Below are 17,485 nucleotides of genomic sequence, written 5' to 3'. Positions count from 1 at the left end.
TTTGGGAAAAAGTCAGTGTCCCTGTTCTTAGGGATATTCCGTTTGACGTGGGTCAAAGGCTACGGATTTTTTGCACCAGGGCGGTGGTGGACCGGTTGTGGAGAAAGGGGATGGAATGGATGCTGCCACCCCAGGCCTGGACTTCCCGGGCGCCGACGATTTTTTCCGGGGCCCAGTCCCCGCCCTTCACCAGGATGTCCGGGTGGCTGGCCAGAATGGCTTCCAGGGGCGTGTCCTGGTCAAACCAGGTGACCAGGGACACACATTCCAGGGAGGCCATGACCGCCAGCCGGTCTTCCAGACAGTTGATGGGCCGGTCATCCCCTTTGCCCAGGCGCTTCACCGAGGCGTCCGTATTCAGCGCCACCACCATGGCGGCGCCCAGGGCCCGAGCCTGGGCCAGATAGGTGACGTGGCCCCGGTGCAGAATGTCGAAACAGCCGTTGGTGAATACCAGGGGATGGGCCAGTTGGGCGGCCCGGGCGGCCAGTTGGTCCGGCGGGCAGATTTTGTCTTCAAAGGTGGGCAGGGGATAGGCGGACATGGGGAAATCCAGAACAAAAACCGGGCAAGGATAGCACGGGGGCGCGGGGCCCTAGGCCGCCGGGGCGTTGCTTAAAGCATCCCCTCGGTCGCTGGAACGGACCTGGTTGCGGCCCTGCTCCTTGGCCCGATACAGCTCCCGGTCGGCCCGGGTGATGGCATCCGTCAATTCCCCGCTCTGTCCCAGCAGGGCCAGACCGACGCTGACGGTGGTAAAGGTTTCCGAGCGGCTGGCCCGCTCTTCGCAGCGCAGGCGGATGCGTTCCGCCACCACCAGGGCTTCTTCCATTTCCGTTTCCGGCAGCAGAACGCAGAATTCCTCCCCGCCCCAGCGGCAGGCCAGATCGTGCTGGCGCAGGCTGCGGGTGAGAATGCCGGCGAAGCCTTCCAGGGCCAAATCCCCGTGGTTGTGGCCGTGGCTGTCGTTGAGTTCCTTGAAATGGTCCAGGTCCAGGATCAGCACCACGCTGTTGTGGCCGTTCCGGTTGGCCCGGGAGCGTTCCAGTTCGGCCTGCTCGAGAAAGGCCCGGCGGTTGAAAAGGCGGGTCAGGGGGTCCCGGGTGGCCAGCTGGTTGAGGGTTTCCTGGAGCCGGTCGCTGACCAGGGTGAGCAGGCACAACATGCGTCCCATCTGGAGCAGGATGAAGCAGAAGGTGAATTCCGCATGCATGGTGTTGGCCGCCATCAGGTAGGACGTCGCTTCCGGATAGCGCAGGGTGGCGCCGACCCGGAGGAAGTGGCCGAAGGCATTGAAGAGGGTCAGCCAGGTGGCGATGAGGCCGGGGCGGCGGGTCGGCCAGGGACCGGCCCGGACCAGCTCCCAGGCGCAGAGCAGATCCAGGACGCCCAGCAGGGAGGAGATGAAAACGACCCGGAAGAGGAGGGAATCCAGGACGGAAGAAGCCAGGGTCTGGACTAGGGCGCAGACCAGTACCAGCACCAGGACCAGGGGATACCCCGGGCTGCGAAAGCGGAAGCTGCGGATGCCGGACCAGAGCAGGGCATTGCCCAGAACCACCGCCGTGTTGGAGAGAACAATGGAAACAAAGCCGGGAATCTGCTCCCGCAGGGCCAGGCCCAGGGTGCCCACCATGATGAAGCCGGCGGCTGCCGTCCAGGCCCCCAGACCGGGAATGGCGCGATGGCGCCGCCAGTTAAGCCACATGGCGGCACACCACAGCCCGGAAAGCCCCACCGCCATAGCCAACAGGGAGCGGGTATCGAGGGCGAAGTGGGAGGACACCATGGGGGATTAAGCTGGGGCCAGGGCCTTTCTGTAGCGGTTGAGATCCTGCAGGGTCTCGAAGGTCTGGCCGAAGAGGTTGGATAAGTTGCGCAGGATACCACCGACCACCCGGCTCTCCCACGTCTTGTCGAATTGAATTTGCTTATCCAGCCAGTGTTCCAGCCAGTCCGGGTCGGGCAAACGGCTTTGGATGGTGTCGTTGGGGAAAAGGGACTGATTCACGTGGAGGTTGGTGGGGTGCAGGGGTTTGCCGGAGCGGCCCGAGCTGGCCATGAGCATGCCGATCTTGGCAAAGGCCGTGCGGGCCGTGTCACCAAACCGGTCCATGGCCCGCTTCATGTATTTCAGATAAGCGCCCCCGTGGCGGGCCTCGTCCCGGGAAATGTGGTCGTAGATGGACTTGATCACCGGTTCCGTATGCCATTCTCTGGCGCGCCGATACCACTGGGTGAGGCGCAGTTCGCCGCAGAAATGGAGCATGAGGGTTTCCAGGGCCGGGGCCGGATCGAACTCGAAACGCACCTTGTCCAATTCCGCTTCCGTGGGCGCCAGTTCGGGGCGGAAGCGGCGCAGATATTCCTGGAGCACTAGGGAATGCTTCTGCTCTTCATAAAACCAGATGGACATAAACGCGGAAAAGTCCGAATCCTCCCGATTGTCCCGCAGGAACATTTCCGTGGCGGGCAGGGCCGACCATTCCGTAATGGCGTTCATCTTCACGGTCAGGGCCTGTTCGTCGCTCAGGCGATCGGGCGCAAACTGGTCCCAGGGAATGTCCGTGGCCATGTTCCAGCGGGCTTTTTCCAGACTGTGAAAGAGTTCGGGGTAAAGCATAGCGAAGGGGGTCTCCGGTTGAGGTGGGGGTGGCGGACACGGATCGGGGTCCGTGGCCCCCGGCGGGACCTTGTCAGGCGGTCCCTGGGCCTTGGGGCGCTGGTAGGACAGATGGAATGCCCGGGAGTTTCCCCGGGAAAGGGAAAATCCGGACATCCCCCTGTGTCGCAAAGCTGACAGGGGCCTGGTGCCTTCCTGGCAGGCTAGGCGCGGGGCCCAGGAAACAGAGGCCTGGTATCCCCCTTGCTTGATGGACTTATCCCCCAAACCCAAGGAGTACGGCATGAGCGCAATGTTTCAGATCGGCGACATCGTTTTCGCCCGGGAGGCCCTCTACAACGACGGCCATATTCCGGATATTCCGGCGGAGGCCGGCTTGGCCGCCCCCGGCGACCGGGGCGTGGTGGTCCAGATCGGCCGGGTGGCCGCCGGGATGGGGCCGGAAGAGCAGTTCATCTACCTGGTGCGCTTTGAACAGGCGAATGAGCAACTGGGGCCTCCCGTGGGCTGTCTGCCGGAGGAATTGACCCAGGACGAAGTCGCCGCCCAGGCCTTGGCGGCTGCTGATTGAGGGCTGGCCCCGGGCCGCTCTGTTCCGGGCGGCGGGGCCAGGCTTCAGGAGGGTCTTGACGGTAAAGAAGAAAAACCCGAGCCGTTACGGTAAAATCAAGCTTTTGCACGGGATTTGGCCTTGAACGGCATTACCATCGCCCTTTCCAAGGGCCGCATTTTCGACGAAACCCTGCCCCTTCTGGCGGCAGCCGGTATCGTTCCTACGGAAGATCCGGAAACCTCCCGCAAGCTCATCATCGGCACCAACCGGCCCGATGTGCGGGTGGTGATTGTGCGCGCCACCGATGCGCCCACCTATGTGCAGTACGGTGCGGCGGATTTGGGGGTAGCGGGCAAGGACGTGCTCATCGAGCACGGCGGCGCCGGACTCTATCAACCTCTGGACCTGAAAATCGCCAAGTGCCGCATGTGCGTGGCGGTGCCCCAGGGCTTTGATTACGACCATGTGGTGCGGCAGGGGGCCCGGCTCAAGGTGGCCACCAAGTACCTGAACATCGCCCGTAACCACTTCGCCTCCAAGGGTGTGCACGTGGACTTGATCAAGCTCTACGGCTCCATGGAGCTGGCGCCCCTCACCGGGCTGGCCGATGCCATCGTGGATCTGGTGTCCACCGGCAACACCCTGAAGGCCAACAACCTGGTGGCGGTGGAAGAGGTGATGCCCATTTCCTCCCGGCTCATCGTCAATCAGGCGGCCTTGAAGCTGAAGCGGGAAACCCTGGGGCCCATTCTGGAAGTCTTTACCCAAGCGGTGGAGAAAATCGCATGAGTGTTGCCATCAAACGTTTGCAGAGCACGGCGCCGGATTTTCAGGCCCGGCTCGACGCCCTGCTGGCCTTTGAAGCGGCCCAGGACGACCAGATCGACCGGACCGTGTCCGCCATTCTGGCGGACGTGAAGGCCCGGGGGGATCAGGCGGTGGTGGAATACACCAACCGTTTTGACCGCCTCGCCGTGGCCGGTATGGACGCCCTGGAACTGCCCCGGGCTGAACTTCAGGCGGCTCTGGACGGCTTGCCCGCACCCCGGCGCCAAGCCCTGGAAGCGGCGGCGGGCCGTATTCGCGCCTTCCACGAACGCCAGTTGGGCCATGGTTTTCGTTACGAGGAAGAAGACGGCACCCTGCTGGGCCAGATGGTGACTCCCCTGGACCGGGTGGGGCTCTACGTGCCCGGCGGCAAGGCCGCCTATCCTTCCTCCGTGCTCATGAACGCCATTCCCGCCAAGGTGGCGGGGGTCAAGGAATTGATCATGGTGGTGCCCACCCCGGGGGGGGAACGGAATCCCCTGGTGCTGGCCGCCGCCTGCCTGGCGGGCGTGGATCGGGTCTTTGCCATTGGCGGGGCCCAGGCCGTGGCCGCCCTGGCCTTCGGTACCCAGACCGTGCCCCAGGTGGACAAGATCGTGGGTCCGGGCAACGCCTATGTGGCCTGCGCCAAGCGCCGGGTGTTCGGTATTGTGGGCATCGACATGGTGGCCGGCCCCTCGGAAATTCTGGTGCTGGCGGATGGCTCCACGGACCCGGACTGGGTGGCCATGGATCTTTTCTCCCAGGCGGAACACGATGAACTGGCCCAGGCCGTGCTGATTTGCCCGGATGGGGCCTATATCGACCGGGTGCAGGCCAGCATTGAAAAACTCCTGCCCACTATGCCCCGTCGGGCTGTCATTCAGGCCTCCCTGGAAAACCGGGGCGCCCTGATTCAGGTGCGGGATTTGGAAGAAGCCTGCCTCATCGCCAACCGGGTGGCCCCGGAACACTTGGAACTGTCCTTGGCGGAACCGGATGCCTGGGTGGAAAAAATCCACCACGCCGGGGCTATCTTCATCGGCCCCTATACCTCGGAAGCCTTGGGGGACTACTGCGCCGGGCCCAACCACGTGCTGCCCACCTCGGGTAGCGCCCGGTTTTCCTCGCCCCTGGGGGTCTATGATTTCCAGAAGCGCACCAGCCTAATCCGGGTCTCCCGGGAAGGCTCCCAAACCCTGGGACGCATTGCCGCCACCTTGGCGGACGGGGAAGGCCTGCCGGCCCACGCCCAATCCGCTTCCTATCGGGTTGAGGATTAGTCCTTAGTTCCGCCGTCGGATCAGAACTGAAAAAAGCCCCGGCCCCTCTCCTGTTTGGGAGGGTGGCCGGGGCTTTTTTGTGGGCGCTTGGTTGGAGCGCTGCGCGCTTTCTTCCGGGACTGGAGGGACTGGATAGTGAAGCCCGGGGCGGAGGCTTAAGCGGCGGTGACTCCGATCTGATCCAGGGCCGCCAGCAGCCGATCACACTGGGCGTCCGCGCCGATGGAAATGCGCAGGAAAGGATCAATGCGGGGGGCCTGGAAGTGGCGCACGATAATGGCCCGCTGACGCAGGGCCTGGGCCAGATCGGCTCCGGCCCAGGCCGGATGCCGGGCAAAGACGAAATTGGCGGCGGAGGGCAGCACCTGGAAGCCCCGCTGTGCCAGTTCAGCGCTCAGCCGTTCCCGGCTGGCCATGACCTGGTGCCGGGTGCGGTCAAACCATTCCCGGTCCGACATGGCGGCTTGGGCTCCCGCCTGGGCGATTCGGTCCAGGGGGTAGGAGTTGAAGCTGTTCTTCACCCGTTCCAGGGCTTCGATCAACTCCTCGCTGCCCAGGGCAAAGCCCACCCGCAGCCCGGCCAGGGAGCGGGATTTGGACAGGGTCTGAATCACCAGCAGATTGGGGTGGCGCTGGATCAGGCTGACGGCGGTGGGAATGCGACCCTGGGCGTCTTCCGCGAAGTCGATATAGGCCTCGTCGATAACCACTGCCCGGTTCGGGTGGGCGGCGGCCAGGGCTTCAATCTGGTCCAGGGGCAGGAGGCGGCCCGTGGGGGCGTTGGGGTTGGGGAAAATCACCGGACTGTCCGGGCTGTCTTCGTAATCCCGAGGGTTCAGGCCAAACTCCCCGTCCAGGGGCACGGTACGGTAGGTAATGCCGTAGAGACCGCAATAGACCGGGTAGAAGCTGTAGGTAATGTCCGGGAAGAGCAGGGGGGCGTTCTGTTGCAGGAGGGCCATGAAGACATGGGCCAGCACCTCGTCCGAGCCATTCCCCAGGAACACCTGCCGGGGCGTCAGGCCCCATTCCCCGTAATGGGCGGCAATGGCCTCCTTGAGCCGATCCCCGTTGGGGTCCGGGTAGAGGCGCAGACTGGCCCCATCCGTCCCGATTTCCCCCGTCATGGCCGCCACGGCCCGGGGGGAGGGAGGATAGGGGTTTTCGTTGGTGTTGAGCTTGACCAGATCGGTCAGCTTGGGCTGTTCGCCCGGCGTATAGGGGGTCAACTGATGGACCCGGGGACTCCAAAATCGGCTCATGGACGGTGGTTCCGCTTGCGCGGCGAAGCACGTTGAAAACACGAAATGGTATCATGCCCCCGTTTCCCCATCTTTTTGCGTTCCTTTCTTTCCCTTTCCGACCCTACGCCACGGTAACTCCCATGCGGCAAGCCGAAATTACCCGTAACACCCTGGAAACCCAGATCACGGTCCGCCTTGATCTGGATGGCACCGGTCAGGCCCGGCTGGCCTCCGGTATTCCCTTCCTCGACCACATGCTGGACCAGATTGCCCGCCACGGCCTGGTGGATTTGCAGGTGGAGGCTAAGGGGGACTTGCAGGTGGATGGCCACCACACGGTGGAAGACATCGGTATTGCCCTCGGTCAGGCGCTCGCCCAAGCCCTGGGTGACAAGAAAGGGGTACGCCGTTACGGCCACGCCTACGTGCCCCTGGATGAAGCCCTCTCCCGGGTGGTGGTGGATTTGTCCGGTCGCCCCGGTCTGGAATTCCATGTGGACTTTCAGCGGGCCCGCCTGGGGGATCTGGACACGGAACTGGTCCATGAATTTTTCCAAGGCCTGGTAAATCACGCCTTTATCACCCTGCACGTGGATAACCTGCGGGGCGACAACGCTCACCACCAGTGCGAAACGGTGTTCAAGGCCTTTGGCCGAGCCCTGCGCATGGCGGTGGAAGCGGATCCCCGGGCCGCCGGGGTGGTGCCCTCCACCAAGGGAGCGCTGTAATGGGCAAGATTGCCGTTATCGACTATGGCATGGGCAATTTGCGCTCCGTCTGGCAGGCCCTGGTGCAGGTGGCCGATGGCCGGGAAGTGGTGGTGACCGCCGACCCGGCCCAGGTGGCGGCCGCTGACCGGGTGGTGTTTCCCGGCCAGGGCGCCATGCCTGACTGCATGGCTGAACTGGATGCTCGGGGGCTGCGACCGGCGGTGCTGCAAGCCGCCCGGGACAAGCCTTTCTTGGGCATCTGTATCGGCCTGCAAATGCTCTTCCAGCATAGCGAGGAAGGGGATGTGCCCGGCTTGGGGGTGCTGGCGGGGCAGGTGAAACGTTTTCCCCTGGAGGGAATGACGGATGCCGCCGGTCAACGCCTGAAAGTGCCTCATATGGGCTGGAATCAGGTGGCCCAGATGGCTCCGGCCGGCGCCACCCATCCCCTGTGGCAGGGGATTGGGGATCAGGCCCGTTTTTATTTTGTGCACAGCTACTATGTGGAGCCTAAGAACAATGGCATTATTGTGGGGCGTACGGAGTACGGCCTGCCCTTTACCTGTGCGGTGGCCCAAGATAATATCTTTGCGGTCCAGTTCCACCCGGAAAAGAGTGCCCGGGACGGCTTGGCCCTGCTGAAGAATTTCCTACATTGGCAACCCTGATTGCCCCCGTTTTCCTTCTTCTTTTTCTGCAAGAAAATTTCCCATGCTGATCATTCCCGCGATTGACCTGAAAGATGGCCAATGCGTCCGTCTGAAACAAGGGGTGATGGACCAGGCCACGGTTTTTTCCGAAGACCCGGGCGCCATGGCCGCCCACTGGCTGGAACAGGGCGCCCGCCGCCTCCATCTGGTGGACCTAAATGGTGCCTTTGCCGGTAAACCCAAGAACGAAGCGGCCATCAAGGCTATCGTCAAGGCTGTGGGGGATGACATCCCCGTACAGCTGGGGGGCGGCATTCGGGACCTGGACACCATCGAACGTTACCTGGACGGGGGCATCAGCTACGTCATTATCGGTACGGCGGCGGTGAAAAACCCCGGTTTCCTCCACGACGCCTGCGTTGCTTTTCCCGGCCACATCATCGTCGGCCTGGATGCCAAGGACGGCAAGGTGGCGGTGGACGGCTGGTCCAAGCTCACCGGCCACGACGTGGTGGATTTGGCTCGCAAGTACCAGGATTACGGCGTGGAATCCGTGATTTATACGGATATCGGCCGGGACGGTATGTTGTCCGGCATTAATATCGACGCCACGGTACGTCTGGCCCAAGCCCTGCGCATTCCGGTGATCGCCTCCGGTGGCTTGTCCAGCGAAGACGACGTGCGCAAGCTCTGCGCCGTGGAAGACGAAGGCATTATGGGCACCATTGCGGGTCGGGCCATTTACGACGGCTCCCTAAACTTCAAGTCGGCCCAGGCCACCGCCGATCAGGCGGCTGTTGCCAAGGGTGCCAAGTAGTCATGGGACTGGCCAAACGCATCATCCCCTGTCTGGATGTGACCGCCGGACGGGTGGTTAAGGGCACTAACTTCGTTTCCCTGCGGGACGCGGGGGATCCGGTGGAAATCGCCCGCCGCTACGATGAACAGGGGGCGGACGAAGTCACCTTCCTGGACATTACCGCCAGTTCCGATCAGCGGGACATCATTCTTCATGTGGTGGAAGCCTGCGCTTCCCAGGTCTTCATCCCCCTCACCGTGGGGGGCGGGGTACGCAGCGTGGCGGATGTGCGCCGCCTGCTCAATGCGGGGGCGGACAAGGTGTCCATGAACACCGCCGCCGTACAGAACCCGGACCTGGTCAAAGAAGCCTCCGACAAGGTGGGTTCCCAGTGCATTGTGGTGGCCATCGACGCCAAGCAGGTGGGGGACGGCCAGTGGCACGTCTTTACCCACGGCGGGCGCAAGGATACGGGCCTGGATGCGGTGGCCTGGGCCCGCCAGGTTCAGGAACTGGGGGCGGGGGAAATCCTGCTTACCTCCATGGACCGGGACGGTACCAAAAACGGTTTTGATCTGGCCCTGACCCGGGCCGTTTCCGACGCGGTGAGTCTGCCCGTAATCGCTTCCGGTGGGGTGGGCAATCTTCAGCATCTGGCCGACGGGGTGACCCGGGGCGGCGCCGATGCGGTGCTAGCCGCTTCCATTTTCCATTTCGGTGAATACACGGTGCGGCAGGCCAAGGAATATCTGCGGGATCAGGGCATAGAGGTGCGCCTGTGAGCCAGGATTTGAACCCTGCTCTGCCCTGGCTGGATGCTCTGCACTGGGACCGGGACGGCCTCATCCCCGCCATCGCCCAGGACAGGGAAAGCGGTCGGGTGCTGATGTTCGCCTACATGAACCGGGAATCCCTGGAAGAAACGGTGCGCACCGGCAATGCGGTGTATTGGTCCCGTTCCCGGGGCCGCCTCTGGCGCAAGGGCGAGGAATCCGGCCACTACCAGCGGGTGCGGGAATTACGCACCGACTGCGACGGGGACGTGCTCCTGCTTAGCATCGACCAGGAGGGCGGCATCGCCTGCCACACGGGCCGGGAGAGCTGCTTTTTCAATGTATTGGACGGGGAACGCTGGCAAGCCGTGGATCCCGTTTTGAAAGACCCTAAGGAAATCTACCGATGAACATTGACGTCCTGCAACGGCTTTCCGAGACCCTGCTGTCCCGCCGCAACGCCGATCCGGAAACCTCTTATACCGCCCAGCTGATGGCCAAGGGCCCGGATTCCATCCTGAAAAAAATCGGCGAGGAATCGGCGGAGCTGATCATGGCGGGCAAGGAAGGCAACCGCCTCCACATCGTCTGGGAAACCACCGACGTGCTCTACCACGCCATGGTGCTACTGGCCTTCTACGGCCTGACCATGGAGGACGTGTTGCAGGAACTGCGTCGCCGGGAAGGCATTTCCGGCATTGACGAAAAGAATTCCCGGACCGCCAAATGAGCGACTGCCTTTTCTGCAAAATCGCGGCGGGGGACATTCCCTCCCGCAAGGTCTATGAAGACGAGGATGTGCTCGCCTTCCACGACATCAATCCCCTGCGGCCCCTGCATGTGCTGGTGATTCCCAAGCGCCACATCACCTCCCTGGCCCATGTGACCCCGGAAGATGTGCCGGTGTTGGGTAAAATTCTGGCCGTGGCCAATAAAATTGCCCAAGAACAAGGCAGCCCGGACGGTTTTCGGGTAATTATCAACACCGGCCGGATCGGCCAACAGGAAGTGCCCCATCTCCACGCCCACATCGTGGGCGGCCCGGAGCCCGTGGGGCCCATGCTGAAGCGACTGTAAGGAGAACGACATGGGTGGATTGAGCATTTGGCACTGGCTGATCGTACTGGTCATCGTCATGATGATTTTTGGTACCAAGAAGCTGCGCAACATCGGCCAGGATCTGGGCGGTGCGGTGAAGGGCTTCAAGGACGGCCTCAAGGAAGGTACGGAGGAGGCCAAGCCTGCCGCCCCGTCCCAACAGCTGACCGGTAACAGCGGTCAGACCATTGAAGGCGAAGTGAAAGAAGTGAAGGAAAAGACCAACAGCTGACAGGCGGGGGCCTTGGGCCCCAGCCTTTTTCGTCTGGAATCCCATGTTTGACGTTGGTTTTTCCGAATTGGTGGTCATCGCCGTGGTGGCCCTCATCGTTATCGGCCCGGAGCGCCTGCCCCGGGTGGCCCGCACGGCAGGCCATCTGCTGGGACGGTTGCAACGCTACGTCAATGACGTGAAGGCGGACATCAACCGGGAAATGCAGATCGAGGAATTGAAACGCCTCCAGTCCCAGGTCCAGGAATCGGCCCGGGAATTGCAGGACGCGGTTTCCTCCCAGCTCCAATCCACCCAGGCTTCCCTTAAGGAACTGGTGGCCCCGCCGCCAGCAGAGCCCCCGGCGGCGACGGTCGGAGAGGCGGCGCCTGGGACCCAGGCTCCCGCGGCAGAACCCGCCCGGGTGGAGGCCCTGCCTGGGGCTGCTACTCCGGCGGTGGTGGGGGAAGGGGACATGCCCATCCCCGTGCCCCCCCGGCAGGTTGCGGTGCCCGAGCCTGCCCCCCTTGTTCCCCCTCCCTCCCCTGAAAAGAACCACCAGTCATGAGCGAAGTTGAACCGGAAGCGTCCTTCCTTTCCCATTTGATGGAATTGCGGGACCGGCTGATTCACGCCTTGCTGGCCGTCCTTATCGTCTTTGTCTGCCTCTTTCCCTGGGCCAAAGACCTCTATGCCCTGCTGGCCGAACCTCTGCTCCATGTGCTGCCCAAGGGCGGGCAAATGATCGCTACGGACGTGGTGGGGGTGTTTCTGGTGCCCACCAAAGTGGCCTTGATGGTGGCCTTCCTCATCGCCTTGCCCTACGTGCTGTACCAGGCCTGGGCCTTTGTGGCTCCCGGCCTCTATGCCCACGAAAAGCGCCTGGTGGCGCCCCTGATCGTGGCTTCCGTGGTGCTTTTCTTCACCGGCATGTCCTTCGCCTATTTCCTGGTTTTCCCCACCGTCTTCGGCTTCATGGCCCGGGTGGCGCCCCAGGGAGTGGCCTGGATGACGGACATCGACAAATACCTGTCCTTTGTCCTGTCCACCTTCATGGCCTTCGGCGTCACCTTTGAAGTGCCGGTGATTGTCATTGTGCTGGTGCGCATCGGCCTGGTCTCCGTGGCCAAGCTCAAGGAATGGCGGCCCTACGTGATTGTGGGAGCCTTCGTAGTGGGGGCCATTTTTACGCCGCCGGACGTGCTCTCCCAGTTGATGCTGGCGGTGCCCCTGTGGCTCCTCTTTGAACTGGGGGTGCTGCTGGCCCGCTTTTTCGCCCAGCCCCCCGCAGCTACTCCGGCCCAGGAAGGCCAAGAGGGCGATTGGCAGGCCTTGAACGCGGCGGAGATGGAAGCGGCCCAGGCCGAGCTCCGGGAGCGTCAGGCGGGTAAGGACGAATAGGTTCGGAGCGCTTGGTTCCCCATAAAAAAGGCGCTTTGAGCGCCTTTTTTTATGCCGGAGATTCAGGGGGAGTGGATGGTGCCCTCATGTCCCGGCCGGGTTCTTCCTCTGCTTACCCGCCGTTTTGTCTGCAAGCCCCTTTCACCGGTCCGGGTACCGTTTCCCCGTGACTGATTACCTGACCGTTTTCAAACCACCACAGGCTGCCCGGGGGCAGGGTGATCCAATGTTCGTCGTCCGTCAGGGGCTGGGTGGCGATGACTGCTACCCGGTCATCCGGGGTGGTGATGTCGGCGAAATCCACGGTGACATCCTGATCCTTTAAATGGGCCTTGCGGAAAGGGGCCTGGCGGATCAGGTAGGTGAGCTGGTTGGAGCAGTGGGCGAAGAGCCGCTCCCCATTGGATAGGAGGTAATTACATTCCCCATGGCGCCCCACTTCCCGGGTCAGTTCTAACAGGGCCTGGAACAGGGCTTCCGGAGGGGGCGGGGTCTGGCCAAAACGGCGGCGCAAGGATTGGAGCAGCCAGCAGAAGGCCCGTTCGCTATCCGTGTTGCCCACGGGCAGGTAGAGGCCGTCCAGGGGCGGGTCGAAATCCAGGAGATTGCCGTTGTGGGCGAAAATCCAATGGCGCCCCCACAGCTCCCGCATGAAGGGATGGGTATTTTCCAGGGACACCTGGCCCTGGGTGGCCTTGCGGATGTGGGCGATGACGTTGCGGGAGCGGATCGGGTAGTTGTGCACCAATTCCGCAATGGGGGATTGGGCGGAGGGCTGGGGATCAAGAAACAGCCGGGCACCCCGGCCTTCGAAAAAAGCGATGCCCCAGCCGTCCCGATGCACGTCCGTGAGCCCGCCCCGGGCGCGAAAGCCGGTGAAGGAAAAGCAGATGTCCGTCGGCACATTGCAATTCATGCCGAGCAACTGGCACATGGGAAACTCCTTGGGGCTTATTGATCCGGGTCCAGGTCGTCGTCGTCCTGGCCCTTAGGGCGCTGCATGGGGGGGCGCTTGCCCACTTTGACGGGCAGATCCAGGGTCTGCTTGCCCCGGCGCAATTCAAAGGGAATCACGCTTTCCGGGCGCAGGCTGGCGATCAGGTCGAGCATGGCCTGGGGATCTTTTACCGGCCGACCGTTCACCTTGGTGAGAATATCCCCCGGTTTAATCCCCGCCCCTGCCGCCGGGCTGCCCCGCAGGACGCCGGCGATAATGGCGCCCTGGTTGTCTGCGAGGCCGAAGGAATCGGCCAGATCCGGGGTCAGTTCCTGGGCTTCTACCCCAATCCAACCCCGTACCACGGTGCCGGAGCGGATGATCTGTTCCATGACGTTCTTGGCCGTGGAGACGGGGATGGCAAAACCGATCCCCAGGGAGCCGCCGGAACGGGAATAGATGGCGGTGTTGATACCGATCAGGTTGCCCCGGGCATCCACCAAGGCGCCGCCAGAATTGCCCGGATTAATGGCGGCGTCGGTCTGGATAAAGTTTTCAAAGGTGTTGATACCCAGGTGGGAGCGGCCCAGGGCGGAGACAATGCCCATGGTCACCGTCTGGCCCACGCCAAAGGGATTGCCGATGGCCAGGACCACGTCCCCTACGCTCACATTGTCCATTTGGCCGAAGGTGATGGCGGGCAGCTTGGGTGCCAGCATCTTGCCCGGGCGGATGCGTACCACGGCCAGATCCGTGTCCGGGTCCGTGCCGATGACCTCGGCCTTGAAGGTGCGGCCGTCGTTCAGGGCCACTTCAATGTCATCCGCCGCCTCCACCACATGGTAGTTGGTGAGGATGTAGCCTTCCGGGCTGACAATGACCCCGGAGCCCAGACCGGCGGCCCGCTGGGCTTCCCCGTCAAAGCGGTCGCCAAAGAAATGGCGGAACATGGGGTCGTCAAAAAGGGGATGGCGGGGCGTTTTCACCGCCTTGCTGGTGTAAATATGCACCACCGAGGGCAGGGAATGGCGCACCGCCTCCCGGTAGGAATCCGGGGCATTGCGGCTGCCGCCGGGAATTACCGCCTCACGCAGGGAAATGGTGCCGCCGCTCTCCTGATTCAGCCATTCCGGCTTCAGGGTGGTGATGACGAACAACAGGGCGAGACTGACAGTAACGGATTGTGCAAAAATCAGCCAAAGTTTACGCATCTGCGTGGCGGACCCGGAATTCGAAGGATTTGGCACTTTATCGAGGACAAAATGCAAAGAGACGCACTGGCGGCCTATCTGGATCAGCTTCTGGAACCCGGCCGTTTCAAGGATTATTGCCCAAACGGCCTGCAAGTGGAAGGCCGGGAACCCATACAGCGCCTGGTTTGCGGGGTGACCGCCTGCCAGGCCTTGCTGGATGCGGCGGTGGCCCAGGAGGCAGATGGGGTGCTGGTGCACCATGGCTGGTTCTGGCGGGGCGAAGATGGTCGGGTGACGGGCTTTCGCAAGCAGCGCCTGGCGACCCTGTTGGGCCGGGATATCAACCTCTTCGCCTATCACCTGCCCCTGGATGCCCACCCGGTCCTGGGCAACAACGCCCAGTGGGCCAAGGCCTGTGGCTGGGCGGCGGAAGGCCGCTTTGGCGACCAGGATCTGGGCTGGCTCGGGCATCTGCCCATTTCCCTCAACGCCGCCACCCTGGCGGAGCGGGTCTCCACCTGCCTGGGGCGGCCGGTGCAGCTCTTCGGCGACGGGGAGCGGCTGGTGAAGCGCCTGGGCTGGTGTTCCGGAGGCGCCCAGGGCTTTTTCGAAGGCGCCATTCTGCGGGGCGCGGATGCCTATTTGTCCGGAGAGGTTTCCGAACAGACGGTGCATCTGGCCCGGGAATCGGGCGTTCCCTATCTGGCCTGCGGCCACCATGCCACGGAGCGCTTCGGTATCCAGGCCCTGGCTACCCATCTGCAAACCCACTGCGGCCTGGATTGCCGTTTTGTGGATATTCCCAACCCCGTCTAGGAGATGGTCATGGATTATGTCTTTACCCCGCCGCCCCTGGTGAGCCTGCCCGTGGTGGGCGACAGCCGGCGCTTTCCCGTCCGCCGGGTTTATTGCGTCGGGCGCAATTATGCGGAACATGCCCGGGAAATGGGGGCCCTGGATCAGGCCGATGGCCGGGAGCCCCCCTTTTTCTTCAGCAAACCTGCCGACGCCCTGGTGCCCGAACCGGCCCGGGTCACCTATCCGCCTTTGACGGAAAAGCTCCAGCATGAGGTGGAGCTGGTGGTGGCCCTTAAGGCCGGAGGGGCGGTGATTCCTCCGGTGGCGGCCCTGGACTGTGTCTTTGGCTACGCCGTGGGTCTGGACATGACGCGCCGGGACTTGCAGGCCCAGGCCAAGGAAAAAGGCCATCCTTGGGATATGGGCAAGGGCTTTGACCTGTCTGCCCCCATCAGCCCGGTGATGCCGGTGACCACCTGTGGCCATCCCGCCTCGGGCCGGGTGAGCCTCCAGGTAAACGGGGAGCTGCGGCAGGACGGGGATATGGCGGACATGACCTGGAAAGTGGGGGAAATTATCGCCAATCTCTCCCGCTATGTGCGTCTGGCCCCCGGGGATTTGATTTTTACCGGAACCCCCGCCGGGGTTTCCACCGTGCTGCGGGGAGATCGGCTCCAGGGAACCATCGACGGCGTGGGGGAAGTGAATTTTGTCCTGGTCTAACCCTGCCCGGGGAGGGGCGGCGCCCGGCCCCGCCGTCCTTTCCCTCCCCTTGCGCCTGTGGTTTGCCGGGGTAATGCTGGCCTGGGTCGGGACCGGCCTGTGGCCCTATGACCGGGCCACCTGGTTCCTGGAAACCTTCCCGGTGCTCATCGTCTTCCCCCTGCTCTACCTGAGCCGGCGCACCTTTCCCCTTACCCACCTGCTCTATTTTTTTATCGGTCTCCATGCCCTGGTGCTGATCTGGGGCGGCGCCTGCACCTACGCCCGGGTGCCCCTGGGTTTCTGGATACAGGACTGGCTCCATCTGTCCCGAAATCCCTATGACCGGATCGGCCATTTCATGCAGGGGTTCGTGCCTGCCCTGGCGGCCCGGGAAATTCTGCTCCGGCGGCAGGTGGTGCGGGGAAAGGCCTGGTGTAATTTCCTGGTGCTGTGCGTCTGCCTGGCTTTTTCCGCCTTCTACGAATTACTGGAGTGGTGGACGGCAGTGGCCTGGGGCCAGAAGGCGGATGATTTCCTGGCCACCCAGGGAGACCCCTGGGATACCCAGTGGGACATGTTTACCGCCCTTATGGGGGCGGCCATGGCCCTGGTGGTGCTGGGGCCTGTCCATGACCGGGCCCTGGCCCGGCGGGAATCGGGGAAACTTCAGGCGGGCTAAAGGGGCCGTAGCCGAGGGAGCGGCTGCCCCTTCTAGGCCGGGTTGTCCCCGGCGGGGGCATCGGCGGCGGGGGAGAGGCTGGCCTGGGCTCGCCCCTGTTCTTTTGCCTGGTAGAGGGCCTGATCCGCTTCCTGGAGCAGAACTTCCGGGGTGTCGCCCCGATGGGGAATCCGGGAGGCAATGCCGATGCTGACCGTGACCTGGGAAAAGCCCCGTCCCGTCCCCTGGGGAATGCGTAGGGCGGCGACCCGCTCCAGCACTCGCTGGGCGATGTGCCCGGCCCCTTCCGGATCGCTCTCCGGCAGCAGCATGGCGAATTCCTCGCCGCCGTAGCGGGCGACGAAATCGCTCCCCCGTTGCAGGCTGCTGCGCAGCACATGGGCCACGGCAATCAGGCAGGCGTCCCCCACCTGGTGGCCGTAGGTGTCGTTGTAGAGCTTGAAGTGGTCAATATCCAGCATGAGCAGGGAAAGGGAAGTGCCCTTGCGTAGGGAGCGCTGGAATTCCTCCTGAAAGCGGTCGTCAAAGCTGCGCCGGTTGGGAACCCCCGTCAGACCGTCGGTACTGGAGAGCATCTGCAATTGCTGGGCCTGCTCCCGCAGGGTCCGTTCCCGGTGCACGGCGGCGGTTACGTCCTGGATCTGGATCAGGCAATGGCCCTGGTCGCTGCGGATCAGGGGCAGGACCGTAATGGCCTGCTCCAGACGGTCCCCCTGGCGCCGGATGGGGTCGAAGAGGGGAAAGGGGGAGCGGTTCAGGGACTGGGAGAGGACGGAGGGCAGGTGTTGTTGCAGGGCGGTGCGGATGGCGTGTTCCAGGCGGCTGCCTTGCAGGTCGGGAAACAGGCTGGTGAGGGATTGGCCCAGCACCTGGGCGGCGGTGCGCTGGGAGCGCTCTTCCATCCAACGGTTCCAGAGCACGATGCGTTCTTCCCCATCCACCAGGACCAGACCCAGGTTGACGACCTGGGTTAGTTCTAGGAGGAAGGAGGGGGAATTGGTGTATTCGGAAAACATGGGTG

Annotated in this window: 23 protein-coding genes; 16 read left to right on the top strand and 7 right to left on the bottom strand. The window is 63.3% G+C overall.

What is annotated here, in order from left to right:
• Nucleotides 1-52: 52 nt before the first annotated feature.
• From rfaE2 to Azoinq_RS03555, 3 genes are read right to left on the bottom strand one after another with little or no spacing between them, the layout of a single operon-like run.
• Complete coding sequence (gene rfaE2 / locus Azoinq_RS03565; protein WP_216125959.1) at nucleotides 53-544, bottom strand: D-glycero-beta-D-manno-heptose 1-phosphate adenylyltransferase; 492 nt, start codon at nucleotides 542-544, stop codon at nucleotides 53-55.
• Between the two features lie 51 nt (nucleotides 545-595).
• Complete coding sequence (locus tag Azoinq_RS03560; RefSeq protein WP_216125965.1) at nucleotides 596-1,789, bottom strand: GGDEF domain-containing protein; 1,194 nt, start codon at nucleotides 1,787-1,789, stop codon at nucleotides 596-598.
• A 6-nt stretch (nucleotides 1,790-1,795) separates the two neighbouring features.
• A complete protein-coding gene (locus Azoinq_RS03555; RefSeq protein WP_216125966.1) occupies nucleotides 1,796-2,623 on the bottom strand; it encodes a ferritin family protein in 828 nt (275 codons plus the stop codon).
• 283 nt (nucleotides 2,624-2,906) lie between these two features.
• Here Azoinq_RS03555 and Azoinq_RS03550 point away from each other — a divergent pair, with 283 nt between their 5' ends.
• The 3 genes from Azoinq_RS03550 to hisD all read left to right on the top strand — a co-directional run bounded on the left by Azoinq_RS03550 (nucleotide 2,907) and on the right by hisD (nucleotide 5,266).
• The gene (locus Azoinq_RS03550; protein ID WP_216125969.1) at nucleotides 2,907-3,194 is read left to right on the top strand and encodes a nitrogen fixation protein NifZ; all 288 of its coding nucleotides are present in this window, start codon (nucleotides 2,907-2,909) and stop codon (nucleotides 3,192-3,194) included.
• 120 nt (nucleotides 3,195-3,314) lie between these two features.
• Entirely contained in the window at nucleotides 3,315-3,965 is a 651-nt protein-coding gene (hisG, locus tag Azoinq_RS03545) for an ATP phosphoribosyltransferase (protein WP_216125993.1), read from the top strand.
• Complete coding sequence (gene hisD, locus Azoinq_RS03540; protein WP_216125996.1) at nucleotides 3,962-5,266, top strand: histidinol dehydrogenase; 1,305 nt, start codon at nucleotides 3,962-3,964, stop codon at nucleotides 5,264-5,266. The genes hisG and hisD overlap by 4 nt, the downstream gene beginning before the upstream one ends.
• A gap of 155 nt (nucleotides 5,267-5,421) precedes the next feature.
• Here hisD and hisC read toward each other — a convergent pair whose 3' ends face one another.
• A complete protein-coding gene (gene hisC / locus Azoinq_RS03535) occupies nucleotides 5,422-6,528 on the bottom strand; it encodes a histidinol-phosphate transaminase (protein ID WP_216125998.1) in 1,107 nt (368 codons plus the stop codon).
• 122 nt (nucleotides 6,529-6,650) lie between these two features.
• On the opposite strand from hisC, the gene hisB reads away from it, so the two are divergent.
• Genes hisB through tatC form a run of 10 tightly spaced genes read left to right on the top strand, consistent with a single transcriptional unit; the run spans nucleotide 6,651 to nucleotide 12,152 of the window.
• Entirely contained in the window at nucleotides 6,651-7,238 is a 588-nt protein-coding gene (gene hisB / locus Azoinq_RS03530; RefSeq protein WP_216126001.1) for an imidazoleglycerol-phosphate dehydratase HisB, read from the top strand.
• Nucleotides 7,238-7,888 (top strand): imidazole glycerol phosphate synthase subunit HisH, encoded by a 651-nt coding sequence (gene hisH, locus Azoinq_RS03525; RefSeq protein WP_216126010.1) that lies wholly within the window; start codon nucleotides 7,238-7,240, stop codon nucleotides 7,886-7,888. Before hisB ends, hisH begins: the two co-directional genes overlap by 1 nt.
• A 43-nt stretch (nucleotides 7,889-7,931) precedes the next feature.
• Nucleotides 7,932-8,687, top strand: a complete 756-nt coding sequence (gene hisA, locus Azoinq_RS03520) for a 1-(5-phosphoribosyl)-5-[(5-phosphoribosylamino)methylideneamino]imidazole-4-carboxamide isomerase (protein WP_216126013.1) — start codon at nucleotides 7,932-7,934, stop codon at nucleotides 8,685-8,687.
• Nucleotides 8,688-8,689: 2 nt separating this feature from the next.
• Nucleotides 8,690-9,451: an imidazole glycerol phosphate synthase subunit HisF gene (gene hisF, locus Azoinq_RS03515; RefSeq protein ID WP_216126021.1), complete on the top strand. Its 762-nt coding sequence runs from the start codon at nucleotides 8,690-8,692 to the stop codon at nucleotides 9,449-9,451.
• Nucleotides 9,452-9,459: 8 nt separating this feature from the next.
• Nucleotides 9,460-9,852 carry a phosphoribosyl-AMP cyclohydrolase gene (hisI, locus tag Azoinq_RS03510; protein WP_216132239.1) on the top strand — a complete coding sequence of 131 codons (393 nt, stop codon included), beginning with the start codon at nucleotides 9,460-9,462 and terminating at the stop codon, nucleotides 9,850-9,852.
• Nucleotides 9,849-10,172, top strand: a complete 324-nt coding sequence (locus Azoinq_RS03505) for a phosphoribosyl-ATP diphosphatase (protein ID WP_216126025.1) — start codon at nucleotides 9,849-9,851, stop codon at nucleotides 10,170-10,172. Before hisI ends, Azoinq_RS03505 begins: the two co-directional genes overlap by 4 nt.
• Nucleotides 10,169-10,519, top strand: a complete 351-nt coding sequence (locus tag Azoinq_RS03500; protein ID WP_216126027.1) for a histidine triad nucleotide-binding protein — start codon at nucleotides 10,169-10,171, stop codon at nucleotides 10,517-10,519. Before Azoinq_RS03505 ends, Azoinq_RS03500 begins: the two co-directional genes overlap by 4 nt.
• Before the next feature lie 10 nt (nucleotides 10,520-10,529).
• Nucleotides 10,530-10,772 (top strand): Sec-independent protein translocase subunit TatA, encoded by a 243-nt coding sequence (gene tatA, locus Azoinq_RS03495; RefSeq protein ID WP_216126030.1) that lies wholly within the window; start codon nucleotides 10,530-10,532, stop codon nucleotides 10,770-10,772.
• A gap of 43 nt (nucleotides 10,773-10,815) precedes the next feature.
• Complete coding sequence (gene tatB / locus Azoinq_RS03490) at nucleotides 10,816-11,319, top strand: Sec-independent protein translocase protein TatB (protein WP_216126032.1); 504 nt, start codon at nucleotides 10,816-10,818, stop codon at nucleotides 11,317-11,319.
• Nucleotides 11,316-12,152: a twin-arginine translocase subunit TatC gene (gene tatC, locus Azoinq_RS03485; RefSeq protein ID WP_216126033.1), complete on the top strand. Its 837-nt coding sequence runs from the start codon at nucleotides 11,316-11,318 to the stop codon at nucleotides 12,150-12,152. Before tatB ends, tatC begins: the two co-directional genes overlap by 4 nt.
• A gap of 112 nt (nucleotides 12,153-12,264) precedes the next feature.
• Here tatC and Azoinq_RS03480 read toward each other — a convergent pair whose 3' ends face one another.
• Nucleotides 12,265-13,086: a class II glutamine amidotransferase gene (locus Azoinq_RS03480; RefSeq protein ID WP_216126035.1), complete on the bottom strand. Its 822-nt coding sequence runs from the start codon at nucleotides 13,084-13,086 to the stop codon at nucleotides 12,265-12,267.
• A 17-nt stretch (nucleotides 13,087-13,103) separates the two neighbouring features.
• The gene (locus Azoinq_RS03475) at nucleotides 13,104-14,300 is read right to left on the bottom strand and encodes a Do family serine endopeptidase (protein ID WP_216126037.1); all 1,197 of its coding nucleotides are present in this window, start codon (nucleotides 14,298-14,300) and stop codon (nucleotides 13,104-13,106) included.
• 51 nt (nucleotides 14,301-14,351) lie between these two features.
• Between Azoinq_RS03475 and Azoinq_RS03470 the strand changes: the two genes are divergently transcribed.
• Genes Azoinq_RS03470 through Azoinq_RS03460 form a run of 3 tightly spaced genes read left to right on the top strand, consistent with a single transcriptional unit; the run spans nucleotide 14,352 to nucleotide 16,464 of the window.
• Nucleotides 14,352-15,098, top strand: a complete 747-nt coding sequence (locus tag Azoinq_RS03470) for a Nif3-like dinuclear metal center hexameric protein (RefSeq protein ID WP_216126048.1) — start codon at nucleotides 14,352-14,354, stop codon at nucleotides 15,096-15,098.
• A gap of 9 nt (nucleotides 15,099-15,107) precedes the next feature.
• Entirely contained in the window at nucleotides 15,108-15,803 is a 696-nt protein-coding gene (locus Azoinq_RS03465) for a fumarylacetoacetate hydrolase family protein (protein ID WP_216126050.1), read from the top strand.
• Nucleotides 15,790-16,464 (top strand): DUF2238 domain-containing protein, encoded by a 675-nt coding sequence (locus tag Azoinq_RS03460; protein ID WP_232368544.1) that lies wholly within the window; start codon nucleotides 15,790-15,792, stop codon nucleotides 16,462-16,464. The genes Azoinq_RS03465 and Azoinq_RS03460 overlap by 14 nt, the downstream gene beginning before the upstream one ends.
• 32 nt (nucleotides 16,465-16,496) lie before the next feature.
• Here the strand turns inward: Azoinq_RS03460 and Azoinq_RS03455 are convergent, their stop codons facing one another.
• Nucleotides 16,497-17,480 (bottom strand): GGDEF domain-containing protein, encoded by a 984-nt coding sequence (locus tag Azoinq_RS03455; protein WP_216126052.1) that lies wholly within the window; start codon nucleotides 17,478-17,480, stop codon nucleotides 16,497-16,499.
• Nucleotides 17,481-17,485 lie beyond the last annotated feature (5 nt).

The organism is Azospira inquinata (assembly GCF_018905915.1).
Lineage (GTDB): Bacteria > Pseudomonadota > Gammaproteobacteria > Burkholderiales > Rhodocyclaceae > Azospira > Azospira inquinata.
Note: the sequence above shows the minus strand (reverse complement) of the source record. Positions and strands in the feature narration are given on the sequence as shown.

What these genes read in the sequence shown, in the direction of transcription:
- Azoinq_RS03550 (WP_216125969.1), top strand. Translation starts at nt 2,907, where the DNA reads ATGAGCGCAATGTTTCAGATCGGCGACATCGTTTTCGCCCGGGAGGCC.
- hisC (WP_216125998.1), bottom strand. Translation starts at nt 6,528, where the DNA reads ATGAGCCGATTTTGGAGTCCCCGGGTCCATCAGTTGACCCCCTATACG.
- Azoinq_RS03455 (WP_216126052.1), bottom strand. Translation starts at nt 17,480, where the DNA reads ATGTTTTCCGAATACACCAATTCCCCCTCCTTCCTCCTAGAACTAACC.
- hisH (WP_216126010.1), top strand. Translation starts at nt 7,238, where the DNA reads ATGGGCAAGATTGCCGTTATCGACTATGGCATGGGCAATTTGCGCTCC.
- hisA (WP_216126013.1), top strand. Translation starts at nt 7,932, where the DNA reads ATGCTGATCATTCCCGCGATTGACCTGAAAGATGGCCAATGCGTCCGT.
- tatA (WP_216126030.1), top strand. Translation starts at nt 10,530, where the DNA reads ATGGGTGGATTGAGCATTTGGCACTGGCTGATCGTACTGGTCATCGTC.
- Azoinq_RS03500 (WP_216126027.1), top strand. Translation starts at nt 10,169, where the DNA reads ATGAGCGACTGCCTTTTCTGCAAAATCGCGGCGGGGGACATTCCCTCC.
- Azoinq_RS03555 (WP_216125966.1), bottom strand. Translation starts at nt 2,623, where the DNA reads ATGCTTTACCCCGAACTCTTTCACAGTCTGGAAAAAGCCCGCTGGAAC.
- hisB (WP_216126001.1), top strand. Translation starts at nt 6,651, where the DNA reads ATGCGGCAAGCCGAAATTACCCGTAACACCCTGGAAACCCAGATCACG.
- Azoinq_RS03475 (WP_216126037.1), bottom strand. Translation starts at nt 14,300, where the DNA reads ATGCGTAAACTTTGGCTGATTTTTGCACAATCCGTTACTGTCAGTCTC.
- Azoinq_RS03560 (WP_216125965.1), bottom strand. Translation starts at nt 1,789, where the DNA reads ATGGTGTCCTCCCACTTCGCCCTCGATACCCGCTCCCTGTTGGCTATG.
- Azoinq_RS03470 (WP_216126048.1), top strand. Translation starts at nt 14,352, where the DNA reads ATGCAAAGAGACGCACTGGCGGCCTATCTGGATCAGCTTCTGGAACCC.
- tatB (WP_216126032.1), top strand. Translation starts at nt 10,816, where the DNA reads ATGTTTGACGTTGGTTTTTCCGAATTGGTGGTCATCGCCGTGGTGGCC.
- hisF (WP_216126021.1), top strand. Translation starts at nt 8,690, where the DNA reads ATGGGACTGGCCAAACGCATCATCCCCTGTCTGGATGTGACCGCCGGA.
- Azoinq_RS03505 (WP_216126025.1), top strand. Translation starts at nt 9,849, where the DNA reads ATGAACATTGACGTCCTGCAACGGCTTTCCGAGACCCTGCTGTCCCGC.
- rfaE2 (WP_216125959.1), bottom strand. Translation starts at nt 544, where the DNA reads ATGTCCGCCTATCCCCTGCCCACCTTTGAAGACAAAATCTGCCCGCCG.
- tatC (WP_216126033.1), top strand. Translation starts at nt 11,316, where the DNA reads ATGAGCGAAGTTGAACCGGAAGCGTCCTTCCTTTCCCATTTGATGGAA.
- hisD (WP_216125996.1), top strand. Translation starts at nt 3,962, where the DNA reads ATGAGTGTTGCCATCAAACGTTTGCAGAGCACGGCGCCGGATTTTCAG.
- Azoinq_RS03480 (WP_216126035.1), bottom strand. Translation starts at nt 13,086, where the DNA reads ATGTGCCAGTTGCTCGGCATGAATTGCAATGTGCCGACGGACATCTGC.
- Azoinq_RS03465 (WP_216126050.1), top strand. Translation starts at nt 15,108, where the DNA reads ATGGATTATGTCTTTACCCCGCCGCCCCTGGTGAGCCTGCCCGTGGTG.